Genomic DNA, 19,268 nt, shown 5'->3' on the forward strand with positions numbered 1-19,268 from the left:
AGCTTTACTCATTAATGATTTCAAAAGGTTGAACACTATCTTTACTTTTAACGTTTCCATGATATCAGCACGATGTTTGCAGCCTGTTTATAACCAACACCATAAAATATTTCAATATGAAAACAGACATTTTAACAGAAAAACACCGACTGGGAATTGGTGGAGTTGCTATAGGAACAGCATTTGAAAATATTACGGATGAACAGGCTCATGAAATCCTGCATACAGCATGGAGTACAGGCATCAGATATTATGATACTTCCCCGTGGTATGGATTAACAAAAAGCGAAAGAAGATTTGGAGATTTTCTGAAAGATCAGGAAAGAAATGATTTTGTTTTTTCAACCAAAGTGGGAAGGCTATTTCATGAAGTTCCTGAATCTGAAGTTCCGCCTACCATGTGGAAAAAACCCCTGAATTATGATTTCCGCCATGATTATACTGCTGATGCTGTACAGAGGTCCATTGAAGAAAGCCTGAAAAGAACCGGGCTGAACCGTATTGATATCGTTTATATTCATGATTTATCCGAAGACCAGGTAGGTGACCGGTATCCCTATTTTCTGGAACAGGCAAGAAAAGGTGCTTTTAAGATTCTTTCCAAACTTAGAGATCAGGGCGTTATAAAAGCCTGGGGTATGGGTGTCAATAAAATAGAACCTATCTTAGACTGTATTGAATCTGCTGATCCGGATATCTGTCTTTCTGCAACACAATACTCAATCCTCGAACATGAAGATGCGGTGGACCGTCTTCTTCCTGCTGTCAGAAAATCTGGTGTAAAACTGGTTTCAGGAGCAGGATACAATTCAGGGTATGTGGCAGGAAGAGAGCGGTATAATTATAAGGATGTCATTCCGAAAGGGATGCATGAAAAAAGAGAACGAATGGCTTCCATTGCTGGAAAATACAGTATAAGTCTTATTGATGCGGCGCTCCATTTTGTACTGGCAGCTGATGAATTTGCCTCCATTATCCCGGGAGCCGGCAAGCCTGAACAGGTAAAAGATAATGTGGATGCCCTCAACACTGCTATTCCTGCTGAATTCTGGAAAGAATTAAAAAGTGAAAAGCTGATCTATGAAAAAGCTCATGTTCCGGGAGAAAAATAACCGGATAGAAAATCAGATAGCGTTGGGAAACGCAGTAAGGAAAAGAGTTTTTACATATAAAAAATATTGAAGAAATAAGGATTTTGTCTCTGATGAAATCCTATTCTTCATACTATAGACATCTCTAAGAAAAGATATTAATCAGAAATTTATTTAACAGAGATACATTCTATTCAAAATTTCTTCAAAATTAAATGATAGTTTTATGGCATGAAAATCTTAATCATTGAAGACGAAGCTGAGCTTGCTCAAAGTATTTCCGAATATCTGTCCGGAGAAAATTATCTCTGTGAAGCTGCCGCTACATTCGGTGAGGCTATGAATAAAATAGAAGTGTTTGAATATGACTGTATTCTATTGGACATCATGCTTCCCGATGGCAACGGCCTGAAAATTCTGGAAGAATTAAAGAAACAGCAGAAACAGGACGGTGTGATTATTATTTCTGCCAAAAATGCCCTGGATGATAAAATCGAAGGCCTGAAGCTGGGAGCTGATGATTACCTTACAAAACCTTTTCATCTTTCTGAACTGATGGCAAGGGTATATTCTGTGATCCGCCGGAAACAGTTCAGCAGCTCCAACGTAGTGAAGCAAAATGAGCTTCAGATAGATCTGCTGGCTAAAACAGTGACCGTAAATAATGAAACGATTTCATTAACGAAAAAAGAATTCGATCTCTTGATTTATTTTATCGGAAATAAAAATAAAGTGATCTCCAAAAGTACACTTGCAGAACACCTTTCCGGAGACCTGGCAGATATGCTTGACAATCATGATTTTGTTTATGCTCATGTAAAAAACCTTAAGAAAAAGCTGTATGATGCGGGATGCGGACATTATCTTAAAACGGTATATGGAACAGGGTATAAGTGGGAGAATTGATAATTGATAGTTGATAATTGATAGTTGATAGTTGATAGTTGATAGTTGATAGTTGATAGTTGGAAGGTAAAAAATGATTATCTTTTGTATACTTAAACTTTAAATCCTAAACTTTAAACCTTAAACACTATAAATTTATAATTCATAACTATTGTGAAGCCTTTACTCACCAAAACCACCAAACCCTTTCTTATCTACGTATTGATTGTACTGATGATCAGTATTCCTGTGTACTATTTTGTGGTGGATACCATCTGGAAAAGTGAGCTGGATGAGCATAATCAGATTATTGTAGAGAAAACCGCATATGAGTTTAACCAGTTAAAGCTTTCTGATGAAGCCCTGGAAAAAAGTCTTGAATTATGGAATCATATCCAGCCTGAAACCAATATTGAAAAAATTACTTCCTCTCAGATAAAGCGGGATACGGTGTACACTTACGAAAAACACCTTCCTTTTATCTCTGAGCAAAAAAAAGAACGTTACCGGTGTCTTAAAAAAGTAGTATATCTCCACAACAGGCCTTACCTTTTTACGATACAGACCAATATTGAAGAATCTCATGAAACCATAGCAGTGATTGCTATGATTACCATATTTTTCTTTGTGGTTATTGTTGTTGGGCTCCTATACCTGAACAGAAGGCTTTCGTCATCCATCTGGAAACCTTTCAGGGATACGTTGGATCAGTTGAAGACTTTTAATCTTAACAACCAGCGTACAATAGAATTTCCTGTTTCTGACATTTCAGAATTTGAAGAACTTAATCAATCCCTTTACAAACTGATAGAAAGAAATATTTCAACCTATAAAACACAAAAGGAGTTCACCGAAAATGCTTCCCATGAGCTTCAGACTCCATTAGCCATCATAAAAAACAAACTGGATCTTTTGCTTCAGGATCAAGACCTTACTGAAAAACAGTACAGAATTGCAGAAGATATGAACAAAGCACTGACAAGAAGTTCCCGCATTAATAAAAATCTGCTACTGCTTGCTAAAATTGATAACAACCAGTTTGATAGCTCAGAAGTGATTTCATTTGATCAATTACTTCATCAGAGTATTGGTATCCTTGAGGAACATTTTGAACAAAAAAGTATTTCAGTTTCTGAAAGTATTTCAAAACCCGTACAGATAAGCGGAAACAGTATTCTCACTGAAATATTGATCAACAATCTTATCGTTAACGCCATCCGGCATACTTCTCCGGGAGGTTCCATTTCCATCCGGGTGACAGATTCTGTTTTTGAAGTTTCCAATTCGGGAATTGAAAAGCTGAATATGGAAATGCTGTTCAAGAGATTTTCAAAACTGTCGACAGATAATAGTGGAAGCGGGCTCGGACTTTCTATCATACAGGAAATCTGCAGATTTCATCATTGGAATATCAGCTACAGATTTGAAAACAGTCACCACATTTTCACCGTTAAATTTTAGTTAAAAAAAATCCTGATCCCGGTAATTCTAAATTTCTTCTAAATCTGATTGCACCTTTGTATAAAAATATACTGAGGTATTAACTGTATTTAGAAATGATTCAGAAACATTCCATGCTTTTAATTCTGCAGTATCCTTATCCATTATAAAAGTTACATCAGAATGAGAACAGCAAACAAAGTTGCAGCCGTCACGCTCCTTTTCTGGCTGATGAAAATTGTAGCGACAACATTAGGAGAGACTCTTGGAGATTTTATTTCCATGACCCTGAATTTAGGATATGTTGCAGGAATTCTGATCACCCTGGTGTTTTTCATTATTATCCTATCATTGCAGCTTACAGCAAAAAAATATATCCCGGCAGTTTACTGGATGGTGATTATAGGAACAACGACTTTAGGTACGGAAATCTCTGATTTTATAGACAGAACGCTGAAAACCGGATACCTTACAGGGAGCCTTATTTTACTCTCCGGGCTTTTGCTCTCTCTTTTTTTATGGTATAAAAAGTATGGAAACCTTGAGGTTTATCCGATTTCTGAGAGAAATAAAGAATTCTATTACTGGACAGCAATATTGTTTTCCAATAGTCTGGGAACAGCTTTTGGGGATTTCCTGAGTGATAATCTGGGACTGGGATATATGACCGGAGCTCTGATTACCGGACTTATTATTTTAGCTGTAGTCCTGCTGCATTATTTCACAAAACTCAATCATGTTCTCCTGTTCTGGATTGCTTTTGTTTTTACCAGACCTTTTGGTGCAACCTTCGGCGATCTTTTAACCAAACCTGTGGCCAAAGGAGGATTGGATCTGGGAACACTTAATGCCTCAATGATATCCCTTGCACTGATGATTCTGATGATTGTTATTTCTCAAAGAAAACATAGCCGGGAATTACCCTTTCAAAATAAATCATAGTTGCTTGCCTTTAAAGAATAGATTTTAAAAGAAAATAAAAATAGTAAAATGAATAAAACAGCCCTGTTTTTTCTGCCGTCCTGTATGCTCATTTCATCTCTTGTTTCTGCCCAGACCATTTCTGTGGCAGCATCAGGAAAAATTACCGATAAAAACAAAACAGCATTACCTTATGCCCACATTATTTTAAAAAAAGAAAAAGACAGTGCCTTTGTAGCCGGAACTATCACTAATGAAGAAGGAAGATTTTCTCTTACCGGTCTGAAACCTGATCATTATATTCTGGAAACTTCACTCACCGGATATAAGAAACATTTACAGCCTGTTTTTATAGGAAGCCTGTCAGAGTTTCTGGAAATTCCTGTTGTTGAACTTACTCAGGAAGAGGAAAATGAAACCAGGATAGAAACGGTTACCATTACGGCATCCAAAAAGAATGAAATAGACAGCCGTCTTGATAAAAAGACCTATTCCGTTGCAGATAATATCAGCCAAAGTGGCGGATCTGTACTGCAAAGCATGCAGAATCTTCCAGGAATTACCGTACAGGACGGTAAAGTACAATTGAGAGGAAATGATAAAGTAACCGTACTGATTGATGGCAAACAAACAGCTCTTACAGGTTTTGGAAGCCAGACAGGATTGGATAATATTCCTGCTTCTGCCATTGATAAAATTGAGATCATCAACAATCCTTCCTCAAAATATGATGCGAATGGGAATGCCGGAATCATCAATATTATCATGAAAAAGAATAAGCAGAACGGCTGGAACGGAAAGGCAGGGTTCACTACAGGATTAGGATCATTATGGATAAGAAAGGAGAATCTTCCCACCATAAGATCACAGTATACGCTTACTCCTAAAATTAATCCATCACTGTCTATTAATTACAGAAAAAACAAGGTCAATCTATTTTTACAGGCAGATAATCTTTATACAGAAACCCTTAACAAGAATGAATTTGTAACCCGTACGTATGATGACGGAACCATTATCAATTCCCAGCTGAAAAGAAACAGAAATACCAATTTCTTTACCTCCAAAGCAGGAATCGACTGGACCATTGATCCACAAAATACATTAACTATTTCAGGAATGTACGGAAGTGAAAAAATTACAGACAGAGGAGACCAGCCATTTTTCAATGGAGATTTATCACAGCGCCTCCGTCTGTGGCAGTTCCTTGAGGATGAGCTGAAAACAACAGTAATGGGAACAGCTTTGTATCGTCATCAATTTAAAGAAGCCGGGCATATTTTGAACGTAGGATTTAATTATACATTTCACAGAGAGGATGAGAAGTATTTCTATGATAATTATCTTCCTGCTTCTACAGGTACTGATGCCTTCAAATTATTATCCGATGAACAGGTATATGATTTCAACATCGATTATGTAAAACCTTTAAAATACGGAAGAATAGAAACCGGGATCAAGCTACGGAACAGAAGCATTCCTACCAATATGAATTTTATTCCGGGCGCTAACTCTGTGTTGGATGTTTCTGCCGGAGGAAAAGCCGATTATAAAGAATTTATTCCTGCAGTATATGGCAACTATGTCTTTGAAAATGAAAAATGGGAAGCAGAATTGGGACTCAGACTGGAATATGTAAAAATTCAATACGATGTCAATCCTAACCATCCTACGTATAAAAGTGATGGATACAATTACACCCAGCCATTCCCGAATTTCAGGCTCGCATACAAACTTGATGACCGCAACAAATTCTCTGTTTTTTATAACAGAAGGGTAGACCGTCCCAACGAAGTGGATATCAGAATTTTCCCGAAATATGATGACGCAGAGATCATTAAGGTAGGAAATCCGGCATTACGTCCTCAGTTTACAAATTCTGTTGAACTGGGTTACAAACACAATTGGGATAACGGATATTTGTATTCTGCACTGTATCATCGTTTTGCCAACGGAACCATCACCAGAATTTCAAGTATTGTCCCGGGCAGCACACTTATCTATGCGATATTCCAGAATGCCGGGAAGAGCTATAATACCGGTCTGGAAACAATATGGAACCAGAAAGTATCAGATGTATATTCTTTCAATGTTAATGGAAATCTATACCGTAACCAGATCAACGCATTTACTGTACAAAACCTGTATCCTCAGCCTAATACTTTTTCAGCCGACCGGCAGACTGCCATTTCAGGAAATATCAAAATGAATAACGTTTTTCATTTTTCAAAAGGACTGGACATGCAGTTTACCCTGGTGTATCTGGCACCAGACATCATTCCACAGGGAAAAACAAAGTCAAGATTTACCATGGATGCAGGAGTAAAAAAGACGATTCAGAAAGGGAAGGGCGAACTGTTTTTGAACGCCTCAGATTTACTGAACACAATGGTCATCAGGAAATCTGTTCAGGGAAATGGATTTGCCTACACCAGTAATGACTATTATGAAACCCAGGTGATCCGTATGGGATACAGCTATAAATTTTAATACAGATTGGATAATTTTAATGTGATTTAGGATGAAAAAGTACTTGCAAAAAACACTGATTTATGTAATGGTTTTGAGTTCAGCCATTGGCAGGATCAATGCACAGAATACCACTGATACAATGTCTGTTCAGCCCCCCGTACAGGACAGTATGATCACCAGAGATGCTCAAAAAACCACCTTGAACTATAAAAGACTGATTATTCCTGCGGCTTTTATTGCTTACGGTGTAGCGGGCTTAAGTATGAAAAATCTGAAAAACCTTAATCAATCAACAAGAGTTGAAATCAATGAGCATCAGCCTGCACAGATAAAACTGGATAATTATACCCAATACGCTCCGGCAGTAATGGTTTACGGACTTAATGCCGTGGGGATAAAAGGAAAACACAATCTGAGAGACCGTACTATTATTTATGCCTCTTCACAACTGATTGCCGCAGCTTTTACCATGCCGTTAAAATATCTGGTAAAAGAAGAAAGGCCTGACGGTTCCAACACCTTATCGTTTCCTTCAGGACATTCTGCTACAGCATTTTCTTCAGCACAGTTTATGTTCAGGGAGTATAAAGACACTAATTTCTGGCTGAGTCTTTCAGGATATCCGTTCGCTGTTTTCACAGCTGTATACAGAATGCTGAATGATAAGCACTGGCTGGGAGATGTTGTGGCAGGAGCCGGATTTGGAATCCTTTCTACAGAACTGGCTTACTGGCTGTTTCCAAAAATTGACAATTTATTGAGAGGAAATAAAAGTAAAAAGACTTTATCATCTACCATGGTTATGCCTTTTTATCAAAATAAAACAGTAGGAATAGGACTGGTGAAAACCTTTTGATACAAACTTTCATTCTGAAAAAGCTTTGTTCTTTACCGAACAGAGCTTTTTTATACCACTTTTGCTTTACGTATTATTTTTGCCAATAAGCCTGGAAAAAATCTTTTCAGATAGACAGCCATCACTTCTTTTCCTCCTATTGTTTTTTCTGCTTTTGAATGGCATGCAGCATTTTTTCTGCAAAAATATCCACCGGTATTCCGTTTTTCGTAGCATCATCCATGGTCCCTTGTAATGAGCCGTCTCCGGTTACTGCATGAATAGAAATATCAGTCTGTATAAAACCCGGACAGATCATGGTAATTCTGATATTCTGAGTGAATAATTCTGCCCTTAAGGCATCAAAAAAACCATGTAAGGCATGTTTTGCCCCGGCATATCCGCTTCGCATAGGGGCTCCGAAGATTCCCATAAGGCTGGAGACTACAGCAATATGTCCTCCTTTATCTCTGATCATATAAGGAACAACCGCTTTCGTAAGGGCTACAGTTCCGATATAATCAATATCAATGAGTTGCTTATCTACCTCAATATCCGTTTCCATCGCCAGAGAACGCTGTGACAGTCCTGCATTATTAATCAGAATATCAATCTTTCCAAATTGTTCTGCGGCTTTTTTTGCAATATCAGGCATATTCTTATAATTTTTGAGGTCTAAAGGAATCACCGCATACCGGTCAGTACTCAATCCTGCTTTTTCAGCCACGGAATGCAGCTGATCTTCTTTTCTGGAAGAAAGAATGACTCTGGCATTGCTGTTCTTTGCCAGGTTTTTTACCAAAGCTTCTCCAATACCTGATGATGCTCCGGTAATCCAGATGACTTTATGATCGAAATAACTGCTCATATCTGCTCATTATTGTATTTAAGTCCTGCTATATATTTCCCGGCTTTCATTCCGGAGAAAATACATCCTCCTAAAAATGTTCCTTCCAGTGCCCGGTAGCCGTGCATTCCGCCACCACCAAAACCAGCAGCTTCACCAGCAGCAAACAATCCTTCAATAATACTGTCATCACCTCTTAAAACCTGTCCGTTCAGATTCGTTTTGATTCCGCCTAAGGTTTTACGGGTTAAAATATTCAGGCGTACAGCGATCAGAGGTCCGTTTTCAGGAGCTAATATCTTATGGGGAGCCGCTACACGCCCAAGCTTGTCTCCTAAATAATTCCGGGTATTTCTTATATAATTGACCTGGGTATCTTTTGAGAATTTATTATCCAGTTCTCTGTCCCTGGCTTCGATCTGGGATTTTATTTTATCATATTTCAAAAGATTATTTCCGGCTAATACATTCATCTTTTTAACCAAATCTTCCAAGTTATCCGATACAATAAAGTCTTTTCCATGTTCTTTAAATGCTTCTACAGGTCCCGGAGCTTTTTTACCAAAAATTCTTTTCAGAAAAAGGGGATAATCTTTATTGGTAATATCAGGATTCTGTTCTGAGCCCGAAAGGGCAAATTCTTTTTTGATGATTTTCTGGGTCAGGATAAACCATGAATATGAATAACCTGTTTCCTGAATGTATTTTAATGTTCCCAATGTGTCAAATCCCGGAAGGAAGGGAGCAGGGAGACGCTTACCCTTTGCATCAAACCATAAAGATGAAGGCCCCGGTAATATTCTGATTCCATGGTTCGGCCAGATGGGATTCCAGTTTTGTAATCCTTCTGTATAGTGCCACATCCTGTCAGGATTAATGATATGGGCGCCTGCACTTTCTGCAATACCAATCATTTTACCATCTACATAAGCAGGAACGCCACAGACCATATTTTCAGGGGCTTTTCCCAGCCTTTCAGGCCAGTTTTTCCTTACCAGTTCATGATTGGCACCAATTCCTCCTGAAGCAATGATGATATTCTGAGCAGTATATTCAAATGATGAAATCACATTTCTGTTGGTAGCAGCACCTCTTTCTTTAGTATCATCTTCCAGAATATCTCCCTTCAGCCCCTTTATCTTTCCATTTTCTGTTATAAATTCCGTCACTCTGTGTCTGAATTTCATCTGCAGCAAACCTTTGTCCTTAGCTTTATAAGCCTTCTCTACAAAAGGCTTTACAACACCTGTACCGGTTCCCCAGCTCACATGAAAACGGGGCACCGAATTCCCATGACCTGTTGCCGAACCATCACCACGCTCTGCCCAGCCTACCATAAACATCAGCTTGATCCCAAGTTTAGAAATGTATTGATACTTTTCACCGGCAGCAAATTTCAGATAAGCTTCCGCCCATTGACGCGGCCAATAATCTTCCGGACGGTCGAAACCGGCGGTTCCTTTCCAGTCCTGTAAAGCCAGCTCATAAGAGTCTTTGATTCCCATTCTTCTTTGCTGGGGCGAATTGATCAGAAAAAGCCCTCCGAATGACCAGAAAGCCTGTCCTCCGATATTCTGCTCGGTTTCCTGGTCCAGGAGCAGTACTTTTTTTCCGGCATTGGTAATTTCCATCGCGGCAGTAAGTCCTGCGAGTCCTGCACCAATGATAATGGCATCAGGCCGGAATGTTTCTTCCATGGGTTAAAATGTTTGAATGATACTGAATATAAATGTATAAAATTATTCGGAATCAGATTGAAAATAAGAAAAATTAAAGAATGTAACGTATAAAGCCGGCCTGAACTCTGAACTTTTCATCTTATATTTGTGAAAAATAGAAGTATGAAGTATTTGTTCATTATGGTTTGCCTTGTCTGTTCCGTTTTCAGTCAGGCACAGCAAAAACAGGATCCGTGGAAAGACAGCCAGCTGATGGATCCGGCGTTACTGGCTTCCAGAATTGAAAAGCATAAGACTAAAGATCTCGTAATCATTTCAGTAGGTCCTGAAGCGATTATCAAAGGCTCTGTAGACATTGGTCCCACTCATGAGCCTGAAAATCTGGAAAAACTGAGAAATTATCTGAAAGATGTTCCGAAAAACAGAGAAATCGTAATCTATTGCGGATGCTGTCCATTCGTAAAGTGCCCTAATATCCGTCCTGCTTTTGCATTGCTGATGGAAATGGGCTTCAAAAATGCGAAGCTTTTAAACCTTCCGAAAAATATCAAAACAGATTGGCTGGATAAAAATTATCCCGCAAATGATTAATATGAAGACCTGTTTTACAATATTATTTTTACTGTTTCTTTCAGTTTCCGTTGATGCCCAGAAAGCAATAGAAATAGGAAAAAAAGCACCTGAAATTACGATGACCAAAGCAGATGGAACAGCATTTTCTCTTTCTACATTGAAAGGGAAAATGGTTCTGATCGATTTCTGGGCAACCTGGTGTGCTCCGTGTGTTGAAGAACAGCCTGAGCTGAAAGCATTGTATGATGCATATTCCGATAAGGTAAAGAACAATCAGTTTGAAATTCTCGGGATTTCTTTGGACAGGAATAAAGAAAGCTGGCAGAAAGCAATTGACAGGTTCGGTATCAACTGGATACAGATCAGTGATTTAAAATTCTGGAAAAGCCCTGTAGCAAAGCTTTATGAAGTGGATGAACTCCCTTTTAATATCATCATTGACGGGCAGGGAACCATTTTAGCTAAGAATCTTCACGGCAAAGACCTGGAAGAATTTTTAAAGAAAAGTTTATTACAGAACTAAATCTTTTATAAACCGTAAAGAGCAGGAATCATACTGCTCTTTATTTTTATAGCATTGTACTTTTAATTATGCTGACAGATATTATTGCCAATCATCTCGATATTATTTTTTGTGGAATCAATCCGGGATTAAAATCATCTAATGACGGCTTTCATTTTTCCGGAAGGAGTAACCGTTTCTGGAAAGTCCTTCATCAGTCAGGTTTTACACCTTATGAAATTCAAGCGGTAAACGATAGCTCTCTTATGGATTTCGGATATGGATTGACAACCGCTGTCGCAAGAGCAACCAATCGCGCAGATGAGCTTTCAAAAGAAGAATTTGACGAAGCCCTTGAAAGTTTTATATCGAAAATAACAAAATACCAGCCTAAATATGTAGCTTTTCTTGGTAAGGCAGCTTATAAGGCTTTTTCGAAAAAGAAAGAAATTCTCTGGGGTAGGCAGGAAGAAGATTTCTGTGGTGCAAAAGTATGGGTTTTACCCAATACCAGTGGTCTGAATCGTGGGTTTACTCTTGATAGTTTGATTACTTACTATAAAGAGTTTTATCATTCCGTTTATGAATCCTGATCTTATACCTTATTGGGTTTGCTCACATACTTATTTCCTTTTACAAAGAAACGCCAAGGCAAAAGTGCATCTTCCTCTGCATAAGCAACACCAATACGTGGTCCTGCGATGATTTCATCCGGAGGATACGAAATACTATGATCTTCAATCCAGATTTCATTTTCAGTTAATTTTTTCCTGTTAAATGAACGGTCAATTCCTAAAGCTTTGGCTGCAGATCCTGGTCCCGCGGAAATAGAAGGTTTAGAAGCCGGCATATTTCTCCTGGCCTCCATAATTTCCTTACCGATCAAAGGTTCAACAGCTCTTATTAGCACTGCATGAGGCTCATCTTCAACAGAGGTCACCACATTAAAAAGGTGATGGATGCCGTAACATAAATAAACATAGGAGACTCCGCCATGGCTGTATAACGTTTCGGTACGGTCTGTACGCCTGCCTCCGTAGGCATGAGAAGCTTTATCCTTAACGCCGAAATAGGCTTCGGTTTCTACAATGATTCCCGCTGTAGTTTCCCCGTCGATTTCAGTAAAAAGTACTTTTCCTAAAAGGTCCTTAGCCAAAAAAAGAACATCCTGATTGGAATAATAGGAGAGTGGTAATTTCATGAATGATTTTAGAAATTATTCACTCAAATTTAGTGATAATCCATAAAACAAAAACCTTCGGTTTAAACAAAAGATACCACAAAAATTCACATTTCATAAAATAGTGATTAATTTGGCATACCCATTGTTTCTCTCAACTCAACATCATTCACACCACTATAAAAAATATAGGTTTTGACACTTTAATTCCCCGGATTTCTCCGGGGAATTTTTGTTGGAAACGTACCTAAAAATAAAAAGTCCCATATCACTGTGAGACTTTTAGAGTTATTTTGCTCCCGGAGGGCAGTGTTCTTTCAGAAATTTTGTAAACAGGGTGGCAAGATGCAGTGATGTTCCTTCACCCTCATCAATAGAGTGGGTACGGTTAGGATAAGACATTAGCTGAAACTGCTTATTATACTTTACCAATTCGTTGATATACACTTCTGTATTCTGATAATGTACATTATCATCACCTGTACCGTGAACCAGTAAAAGGTTTCCTTTTAAATTTTTAGCATAAGCGAGCGGGGAACCATTAACAAAGTCTTCTCTGTTCTCCTGAGGAAGCCCCATATAGCGCTCCTGGTAGATATTATCATAGAATAACTGATTGGCAACCGGAGCAATCGCAATTCCCGTCTGGTATATATCAGGATATTGTCCTAAAAGGTTCAGGGTAGAAGAGCCTCCGCCGCTCCAGCCCCATACGGCAACTCTTGACGTATCAATATAAGGCCATTTTGCAAATAATGCTTTAGCTCCCATTGCCTGATCACGGATATTCAGCTGTCCTATTTTACGGTAAATCGATTTTCTCCATTCACGCCCTTTTGGTGCAGGAGTTCCACGGTTTTCAAGAGAAACATATAAATAGCCGTCTTCAGCCATATTCCCTGTGTATAATCCATTCCAGCCTGTGTAGAAACTGTCTGTTACCGTCTGCATTGCAGGTTCTCCATATACGGTAAAAACAATAGGGTATTTTTTATTGGGATCGAAGTTTTTAGGTTTTACTACCCATCCGTCCAATGTAACTCCGTCCTGAGTGGTAACCTGGAAAAATTCTGCTTTTGCTATCGCTGGATCTGCTTTTGCGGATCTTTTGGCAGCTACCAATTCCTTATGTTCAGGGAGAGATACTATGGAACCTATTGAAATGGTATTGATGTTATCATTGGTAAACATTGCGATCTTTCCGTTAGGGGAAATCGTGTATTCATTAGAACCCGTATAGGTTTCAGGAGTTACTTTTTGTGCTTTTCCTCCCTTCATGCTTACTTTATACAGATATTTCTGTGTGGCATTGTTGGGTGACGCCAAAAAATAGATCTGCTTATTCTGAATATCAAAAAATTCCGGCTTTATAACATCGAATTCATCTTTTGTAATTAATGTTTCTTTACCGTTCATATCTATTTTGTAAATATGTCTCCATCCGTCCTTTTCAGAAAGCCATAAAAATTCTTTTCCATTATCAATCCAGTCCCATCCACTTGGATCATTATCATTCCAGCGGGATTTTATATCAATCCATGCTGCATCTGTTTCCGTGTAAATCGTTTTACTGTTTCCGGAACCTGCATCTGCCACGATAATTTTACTTTGATTTTGTTTTCTGTTCAACTGCTGCAGAATAACAGATTTAGAATCCAGAACCCATTCCATTCTCGGAATATAATGTTGTACCTCATCTCCTGAAATATCAGCTTTCTTGGTAGATCCTGAAGCAAGATCATAAAACCAGATACTGCATCCGGAAGGATTTTCACCAGCTTTCGGGTATTCTACAGGGATGGTAAATGAGTACAGACTGTCGGTATTATTAATCATCAGGAAGTTTTTTGTGCCTCTTGCATCCAATTTCCAGTAAGCAATTTTGTTACCGTCCGGGGACCATCTGAAACCATCCTGGGTTCCAAATTCCTCTTCATATACCCAATCGAAGGTACCGTTGATCATTCCATCCGTACCATCCGAAGTGATCTTTGTCTGCTGATTGTTTGAAAGATCTTCGATATAAATATTATGCTTAGATACATAGGCTACTTTTTTACCGTCCGGTGAATATTTTGCAAACATTAATGAAGAAGCCGGCAAGCCTTTTCCAAGCTGGGTAAGCTTTTTGGTATTTTTGTCAAAAATCCAGTAGTCACCGCGGGTATTATCTCTCCATACTTTCTTTGTATTGGCAAAAAGCAATAAGCTTTTTCCATCCGGAGAAACCTCAAAGCTTTGTACCTTCAATGCTTCAGAACTTCCTGCAGGAATCAGTTCATTGCTGCTTAAAAGTGTCTGGTCTTTTCCGGGATGCAGCACATCCACAATTTCAACCCCTTTTTTAGTAAATGAATAATATGCATTGCCATCCGGAGTCCATTGTGTTTTCTGCGCTGCCAATGGCGATAAACACAGAAAATACAATGCGATGGCTGTTATTTTTTTTATGTTCTTCATAAATAATATTTGAATTAAGCTAAATGTTCAGCTCTGTAATTTTCAATTTCTTCTACGGTTTTAATCAGCCCGTTTCCAAGGAGTCTGTAGCCATTGTCTGTAACCAGGAAATCATCTTCTACACGAACACCTCCGAAATTACGGTATTCGTTTACTTTATCATAATTAATAAAGTCTGCATTTTTATTTTCTGCCTGCCACATGTCAATCAGTTCCGGAATCATATAAATACCAGGCTCAACGGTAACTACGAATCCTGACTCAAGAGCTTTTCCTAAACGTAAAGACTTAAGACCGAATGTTTTGGCATCTTTGGGTTCTTCTTCAGTATATCCGATGTACTGCTCACCAAGATCTTCCATATCATGCACATCCAATCCCATCATATGACCCAGACCACACTGGAAAAACAGGGTATGGGCGTGGTTTTTTACAGCGTCTTCAGCATTTCCTTTCATCAGTCCAAGATCAATAAGGCCTTCTACCAGATGCTGAGCTGCTTTCAGATGAATATCTTTGAAACGAACACCGGGTTTCAGAAGCTGCTGGGCATTATTGAAAGCATTCAGAACTACTTCGTATATATCCTTCTGCTTTGTAGTAAAAGCTTTACTTACAGGAAATGTTCTGGTAAGGTCACCTGCATATCCCATTGCCGTTTCTGCTCCGGAATCATTCAGGAAAAGATCTCCCTCTTTTAAAGTATTAAGACGGTAATGATTATGCAGAATACCCCCGTTGATTGTCACAATCGGAGGATAGGACATCTGACACTCTTTATTCGCAGCAAGATACTGGATCGCATTGGCAATTTCATATTCTTTTACCCCTGATTTCGCAAGGCGCATGGCGAGCAGATGCATTTCATTGGAGACATTCACAGCCTGTTCTATCTGTTCTATTTCCTGAGGTTCTTTAATAGAACGCTGTTTGACAATAGCTTTGATCATTTCTACAGAAGGCTGCAGATCCGAAATCTTAACCCCAAGCAGATCTGACAGCAAAATTTTATTGAATGACTGATATGGTGGAAGGTAGTGCACTTTTCTTCCGGAGCTCTGTACCTTTGAAATATATCGGGCAAGTTCTGTGTAAGGTAACGTTTCCTGAACACCGGATTTCATACTTTTTTCCTTAAGGGTTTCCTGCCTTCCCATCCATACAATTTCATCTATACTAAGCTCATCGCCAAAAATGATGGTTTTATTTTCATCAATATCAATAATGGCTGCAATGCGGGGTTCCTGGATTCCGAAATAATAAAGGTAAGTACTGTCCTGACGGAAATGATAAGGATTATGTTCAAAGTTCACGGGATTTTCTATATTTCCCAAAAACAATAAAATTCCGCTTGCTACATTATTCTGTAATACAGTTCTTCTATCTTGATAAGTTTGTGTTGAAAACATATTTATGAATAGTTTTTATTTTAAAGGTTTAAATTTACGATTTTGTACTATTGACAGACCTTAATTGCTGAAATAAGTTTAGAGTTTTATCAGCAGTTCTTAGTCTTTTGTTTAATTTTACCGTTATTTAGATTCTATGACAATGCATTATAAAAACGATACGATCATCATCCGTGAATTTACCCCTGAAGAATTATCTTTATTTGCCAATCTTTTTGAAAATGAGAATGTCACCCGGTATCTGCCATATAAAACTCCTGAAGAATATAAAGAAATGTTTGAAAAGGCATTGTCTGATTACACAGAAGGACCATTCAGCAGATGGGGAATATTTGATTCTCAGAACAATGATTTTGTAGGAATGTGCCTGGCCAGAATTTTTCTTGACAACCCTGATCAAATAGAAATAGGATATACTTTAGGAGAAAATTATTGGGGCAAAGGTCTCGGAACAGAAGTATGTAAAGCACTAGTTGGCTACTGTTCTTCGCTGAATCATCAGAAAGATATCGTTGCTGTAACCGACCTTGATAATATCGGATCTCAAAAAGTACTTCTAAAAAGTGGCTTCAACAGAACTGAAAACCTTGTACGGGAAGACAGAGAACTGGCTTACTTTATTTTACAGAATGAATAAACTGGTGTCTCATATTACAAACAAAGGACTGGGAATTCCCCTCATGTAGAGGGGTGGCGAAAATTCAAAGAATTTTTGACGGGGTGGTTCACACACATCCACTTCGCGCTTCTTCACTATAAAAACATTTCATTTATACAATAATTTATCCTAACTTGCAGGAATTATGATGTCGAAACGTTGCAAATATGCGCTTAAAGCAATGGTCAGATTAGCAAGGAATTATAACCAGGGCTTTCTGCCAACTTCTGTTATTGCACAGGACGAAAACATCCCTAAGAAATTTCTGGAACAAATCCTTCTTGAACTCAAAAGAGTTAAACTTGTCAACAGTAAACAGGGCAAAGTAGGGGGTTACTATTTACTGAAATCACCCGATGAAGTTTCATTAGCAGATATTTACCGTATTTTCGATGGCCCTATTGCTCTTACCCCTTGTGTTTCTTTAAACTTTTACGAAGCCTGTGATGATTGTGTAGATGAAGCAGTATGCTACCTCAGAAAAGAACTGATGATCGTTCGTGAAAAGACCAGAAAAAGTATGATGGAAGCTACCTTGACCAAGTTCATCAATAAAGAATAAAATTTTTTTTATTTAAATTCTACTATTTTGATAGGAGTTATAGAATTTTATATATATTTGCAAGACTTAAATCTCAATTCAAAATGGAAAACAGTCTGAAAAATGAATTCGAAAAACTTGTAAAAGAGGCTGATGAAGCTTCTTTTCAAACTAATGGACTGCAATTACTGGCTGAAAAATTCCCTGGCAAGGTGATCTTTTCCACCAGTTTCAGTTACGAGGATCAGGTTATCACTCATCTGATAAAAGATTTAAATATTGAAATTTTCACCCTGGATACGGGAAGACTTTTTGAACAGACCTATGAAACCTGGACCTCTACGAAAGCTTTCTTTAAAAAGAAGATCAAAGCCTATTATCCGGATACGGAAGAGCTTAGGGAATTTGTCACAGAAAACGGTCCTGATTCTTTCTACCAATCGGTGGAAAAAAGGAAAGCATGCTGTACCATCCGAAAGGTTCATCCTTTAAGAAAAGCACTGGAAGGCTATGAAGTATGGATTACAGGTCTGAGATCCGAACATTCTCCCAACAGACAGCATATGCCTCAGCTGGAATGGGATCCGGATAACAAGATCATCAAATTTCATCCCATTCTTCACTGGACCACAGAACAGGTGACAACGTATGTAAAGGATCATCACTTACCTTACAATCACCTTCATAAAAAAGGATTTGTGAGCATAGGATGCGAGCCCTGTACCAGAGCGATCAAAGAAGGGGAAGATTTCAGGGCAGGCCGTTGGTGGTGGGAAGATGCCAACAAAAAAGAATGCGGTCTGCATATTCATCAATAAAAAAAGAAAAAAATGCCAATACATCAGTTAAATTATTTAGATCAGTTAGAAGCAGAATCTATTTATATATTAAGAGAAGTTGCAGGCCAGTTTGAACGCCCGGCCTTATTATTCAGTGGAGGAAAAGACAGTATTGTACTGGCTCATCTGGCAAGAAAAGCATTCTTTCACGGGAAAATACCTTTTACATTTGTTCATGTAGATACCGGCCATAACTTTCCGGAAGTTCTGGATTTCCGTGATCAGCTGGTACAACAGTTAGGTGTTAGCCTGGTAGTAAGAAAAGTAGAAGATACCATAAAAAGCAAAAAGCTGACGGAGGCTAAAGGGAAATTCCCAAGCAGAAACTGGCTGCAGACTTACACGCTTCTTGATACCATTGAAGAATTTGAGTTTGATGCCTGCATTGGGGGAGCCAGAAGAGATGAGGAAAAAGCGCGTGCGAAAGAAAGAATCTTCTCCGTTCGTGATGAGTTCGGACAGTGGGACCCAAAACTTCAGCGTCCGGAGTTGTGGAATATTTTTAACGGAAAAATTCATAAAGGAGAAAATGTAAGAGTTTTCCCGATAAGCAACTGGACCGAGCTGGATATCTGGAATTATATCCGCAGAGAAAAAATAGCACTGCCTTCCATCTATTTCTCGCATGAAAGAGAAGTAATCGACTTCAATGGGCAGTGGCTTGCCAATTCCTCACATGTAGTGCTGGAACCGGAGGATATTATCACCACCAGAAAAATCCGTTACCGTACTGTAGGAGATATGACATGCACCGCTGCCGTAGAATCTGACGCTGTTACCATAGATGCCGTTATCGAAGAAATCGTAGCCACCAGAATCTCAGAGCGTGGCGAAACCAGGATTGACGACAGGGTAACAGAAGCCGCTATGGAGGACAGAAAAAAAGGAGGCTACTTTTAATCAATGATAAAAGATAATTGATTAATGATTACACAA

Annotated in this window: 17 protein-coding genes and 1 pseudogene; 13 read left to right on the forward strand and 5 right to left on the reverse strand. The window is 38.6% G+C overall.

Features of this window, described 5'->3' with window-relative positions:
- Positions 1-116 precede the first annotated feature (116 nt).
- The 6 genes from AC3FI7_RS04265 to AC3FI7_RS04290 all read left to right on the forward strand — a co-directional run bounded on the left by AC3FI7_RS04265 (position 117) and on the right by AC3FI7_RS04290 (position 7,665).
- A complete protein-coding gene (locus AC3FI7_RS04265; RefSeq protein WP_491461501.1) occupies positions 117-1,112 on the forward strand; it encodes an aldo/keto reductase in 996 nt (331 codons plus the stop codon).
- A gap of 210 nt (positions 1,113-1,322) precedes the next feature.
- Entirely contained in the window at positions 1,323-1,997 is a 675-nt protein-coding gene (locus AC3FI7_RS04270; RefSeq protein ID WP_491461502.1) for a response regulator transcription factor, read from the forward strand.
- Positions 1,998-2,150: 153 nt separating this feature from the next.
- Positions 2,151-3,437, forward strand: coding sequence for a sensor histidine kinase (locus AC3FI7_RS04275; RefSeq protein WP_491461503.1), 1,287 nt, complete (start codon positions 2,151-2,153; stop codon positions 3,435-3,437).
- A 162-nt stretch (positions 3,438-3,599) separates the two neighbouring features.
- Positions 3,600-4,358, forward strand: a complete 759-nt coding sequence (locus AC3FI7_RS04280; RefSeq protein ID WP_343658481.1) for a COG4705 family protein — start codon at positions 3,600-3,602, stop codon at positions 4,356-4,358.
- 48 nt (positions 4,359-4,406) lie between these two features.
- On the forward strand, positions 4,407-6,827 hold the full coding sequence (locus AC3FI7_RS04285) for a TonB-dependent receptor domain-containing protein (protein WP_491461504.1): 2,421 nt from the start codon (positions 4,407-4,409) through the stop codon (positions 6,825-6,827).
- A gap of 31 nt (positions 6,828-6,858) precedes the next feature.
- Complete coding sequence (locus AC3FI7_RS04290) at positions 6,859-7,665, forward strand: phosphatase PAP2 family protein (RefSeq protein ID WP_491461505.1); 807 nt, start codon at positions 6,859-6,861, stop codon at positions 7,663-7,665.
- Between the two features lie 50 nt (positions 7,666-7,715).
- Here AC3FI7_RS04290 and AC3FI7_RS04295 read toward each other — a convergent pair.
- Both AC3FI7_RS04295 and AC3FI7_RS04300 read right to left on the reverse strand, forming a co-directional pair.
- Positions 7,716-8,512, reverse strand: a pseudogene (locus tag AC3FI7_RS04295) (SDR family oxidoreductase).
- Positions 8,509-10,188, reverse strand: a complete 1,680-nt coding sequence (locus tag AC3FI7_RS04300) for an FAD-binding dehydrogenase (protein WP_491461506.1) — start codon at positions 10,186-10,188, stop codon at positions 8,509-8,511. Before AC3FI7_RS04300 ends, AC3FI7_RS04295 begins: the two are co-directional and overlap by 4 nt.
- Before the next feature lie 144 nt (positions 10,189-10,332).
- Here AC3FI7_RS04300 and AC3FI7_RS04305 point away from each other — a divergent pair, with 144 nt between their 5' ends.
- The 3 genes from AC3FI7_RS04305 (at position 10,333) to mug (ending at position 11,838) form a co-directional block, all read left to right on the forward strand.
- The gene (locus AC3FI7_RS04305) at positions 10,333-10,761 is read left to right on the forward strand and encodes a rhodanese-like domain-containing protein (RefSeq protein WP_491461507.1); all 429 of its coding nucleotides are present in this window, start codon (positions 10,333-10,335) and stop codon (positions 10,759-10,761) included.
- A gap of 1 nt (position 10,762) precedes the next feature.
- Entirely contained in the window at positions 10,763-11,266 is a 504-nt protein-coding gene (locus AC3FI7_RS04310; RefSeq protein ID WP_228451184.1) for a TlpA family protein disulfide reductase, read from the forward strand.
- A 68-nt stretch (positions 11,267-11,334) separates the two neighbouring features.
- Positions 11,335-11,838, forward strand: coding sequence for a G/U mismatch-specific DNA glycosylase (gene mug / locus AC3FI7_RS04315; RefSeq protein ID WP_142723045.1), 504 nt, complete (start codon positions 11,335-11,337; stop codon positions 11,836-11,838).
- A 2-nt stretch (positions 11,839-11,840) separates the two neighbouring features.
- Here mug and AC3FI7_RS04320 read toward each other — a convergent pair whose 3' ends face one another.
- The 3 genes from AC3FI7_RS04320 to AC3FI7_RS04330 all read right to left on the reverse strand — a co-directional run bounded on the left by AC3FI7_RS04320 (position 11,841) and on the right by AC3FI7_RS04330 (position 16,294).
- Positions 11,841-12,446: a DNA-3-methyladenine glycosylase gene (locus AC3FI7_RS04320; RefSeq protein WP_491461508.1), complete on the reverse strand. Its 606-nt coding sequence runs from the start codon at positions 12,444-12,446 to the stop codon at positions 11,841-11,843.
- Positions 12,447-12,713: 267 nt separating this feature from the next.
- Positions 12,714-14,885, reverse strand: a complete 2,172-nt coding sequence (locus tag AC3FI7_RS04325) for a S9 family peptidase (protein WP_491461509.1) — start codon at positions 14,883-14,885, stop codon at positions 12,714-12,716.
- A gap of 14 nt (positions 14,886-14,899) precedes the next feature.
- A complete protein-coding gene (locus tag AC3FI7_RS04330) occupies positions 14,900-16,294 on the reverse strand; it encodes an aminopeptidase P family protein (protein WP_491461510.1) in 1,395 nt (464 codons plus the stop codon).
- 142 nt (positions 16,295-16,436) lie between these two features.
- On the opposite strand from AC3FI7_RS04330, the gene AC3FI7_RS04335 reads away from it, so the two are divergent.
- From AC3FI7_RS04335 to cysD, 4 genes are all read left to right on the forward strand, one after another.
- A complete protein-coding gene (locus AC3FI7_RS04335; RefSeq protein WP_343658490.1) occupies positions 16,437-16,931 on the forward strand; it encodes a GNAT family N-acetyltransferase in 495 nt (164 codons plus the stop codon).
- A gap of 202 nt (positions 16,932-17,133) precedes the next feature.
- Positions 17,134-17,514, forward strand: coding sequence for an RrF2 family transcriptional regulator (locus tag AC3FI7_RS04340; RefSeq protein WP_491461511.1), 381 nt, complete (start codon positions 17,134-17,136; stop codon positions 17,512-17,514).
- 83 nt (positions 17,515-17,597) lie between these two features.
- Positions 17,598-18,311, forward strand: a complete 714-nt coding sequence (locus AC3FI7_RS04345; RefSeq protein WP_291897238.1) for a phosphoadenylyl-sulfate reductase — start codon at positions 17,598-17,600, stop codon at positions 18,309-18,311.
- Between the two features lie 12 nt (positions 18,312-18,323).
- On the forward strand, positions 18,324-19,232 hold the full coding sequence (gene cysD / locus AC3FI7_RS04350) for a sulfate adenylyltransferase subunit CysD (protein WP_491461512.1): 909 nt from the start codon (positions 18,324-18,326) through the stop codon (positions 19,230-19,232).
- The last annotated feature ends 36 nt before the right edge of the window (positions 19,233-19,268 follow it).

The sequence above is a fragment of the Chryseobacterium sp. TQ-BC-N36 genome (genome assembly GCF_058382295.1).

What these genes read in the sequence shown, in the direction of transcription:
- AC3FI7_RS04265 (WP_491461501.1), top strand. Translation starts at nt 117, where the DNA reads ATGAAAACAGACATTTTAACAGAAAAACACCGACTGGGAATTGGTGGA.
- AC3FI7_RS04270 (WP_491461502.1), top strand. Translation starts at nt 1,323, where the DNA reads ATGAAAATCTTAATCATTGAAGACGAAGCTGAGCTTGCTCAAAGTATT.
- AC3FI7_RS04280 (WP_343658481.1), top strand. Translation starts at nt 3,600, where the DNA reads ATGAGAACAGCAAACAAAGTTGCAGCCGTCACGCTCCTTTTCTGGCTG.
- AC3FI7_RS04285 (WP_491461504.1), top strand. Translation starts at nt 4,407, where the DNA reads ATGAATAAAACAGCCCTGTTTTTTCTGCCGTCCTGTATGCTCATTTCA.
- AC3FI7_RS04290 (WP_491461505.1), top strand. Translation starts at nt 6,859, where the DNA reads ATGAAAAAGTACTTGCAAAAAACACTGATTTATGTAATGGTTTTGAGT.
- AC3FI7_RS04300 (WP_491461506.1), bottom strand. Translation starts at nt 10,188, where the DNA reads ATGGAAGAAACATTCCGGCCTGATGCCATTATCATTGGTGCAGGACTC.
- AC3FI7_RS04305 (WP_491461507.1), top strand. Translation starts at nt 10,333, where the DNA reads ATGAAGTATTTGTTCATTATGGTTTGCCTTGTCTGTTCCGTTTTCAGT.
- AC3FI7_RS04310 (WP_228451184.1), top strand. Translation starts at nt 10,763, where the DNA reads ATGAAGACCTGTTTTACAATATTATTTTTACTGTTTCTTTCAGTTTCC.
- mug (WP_142723045.1), top strand. Translation starts at nt 11,335, where the DNA reads ATGCTGACAGATATTATTGCCAATCATCTCGATATTATTTTTTGTGGA.
- AC3FI7_RS04320 (WP_491461508.1), bottom strand. Translation starts at nt 12,446, where the DNA reads ATGAAATTACCACTCTCCTATTATTCCAATCAGGATGTTCTTTTTTTG.
- AC3FI7_RS04325 (WP_491461509.1), bottom strand. Translation starts at nt 14,885, where the DNA reads ATGAAGAACATAAAAAAAATAACAGCCATCGCATTGTATTTTCTGTGT.
- AC3FI7_RS04330 (WP_491461510.1), bottom strand. Translation starts at nt 16,294, where the DNA reads ATGTTTTCAACACAAACTTATCAAGATAGAAGAACTGTATTACAGAAT.
- AC3FI7_RS04335 (WP_343658490.1), top strand. Translation starts at nt 16,437, where the DNA reads ATGCATTATAAAAACGATACGATCATCATCCGTGAATTTACCCCTGAA.
- AC3FI7_RS04340 (WP_491461511.1), top strand. Translation starts at nt 17,134, where the DNA reads ATGGTCAGATTAGCAAGGAATTATAACCAGGGCTTTCTGCCAACTTCT.
- AC3FI7_RS04345 (WP_291897238.1), top strand. Translation starts at nt 17,598, where the DNA reads ATGGAAAACAGTCTGAAAAATGAATTCGAAAAACTTGTAAAAGAGGCT.
- cysD (WP_491461512.1), top strand. Translation starts at nt 18,324, where the DNA reads ATGCCAATACATCAGTTAAATTATTTAGATCAGTTAGAAGCAGAATCT.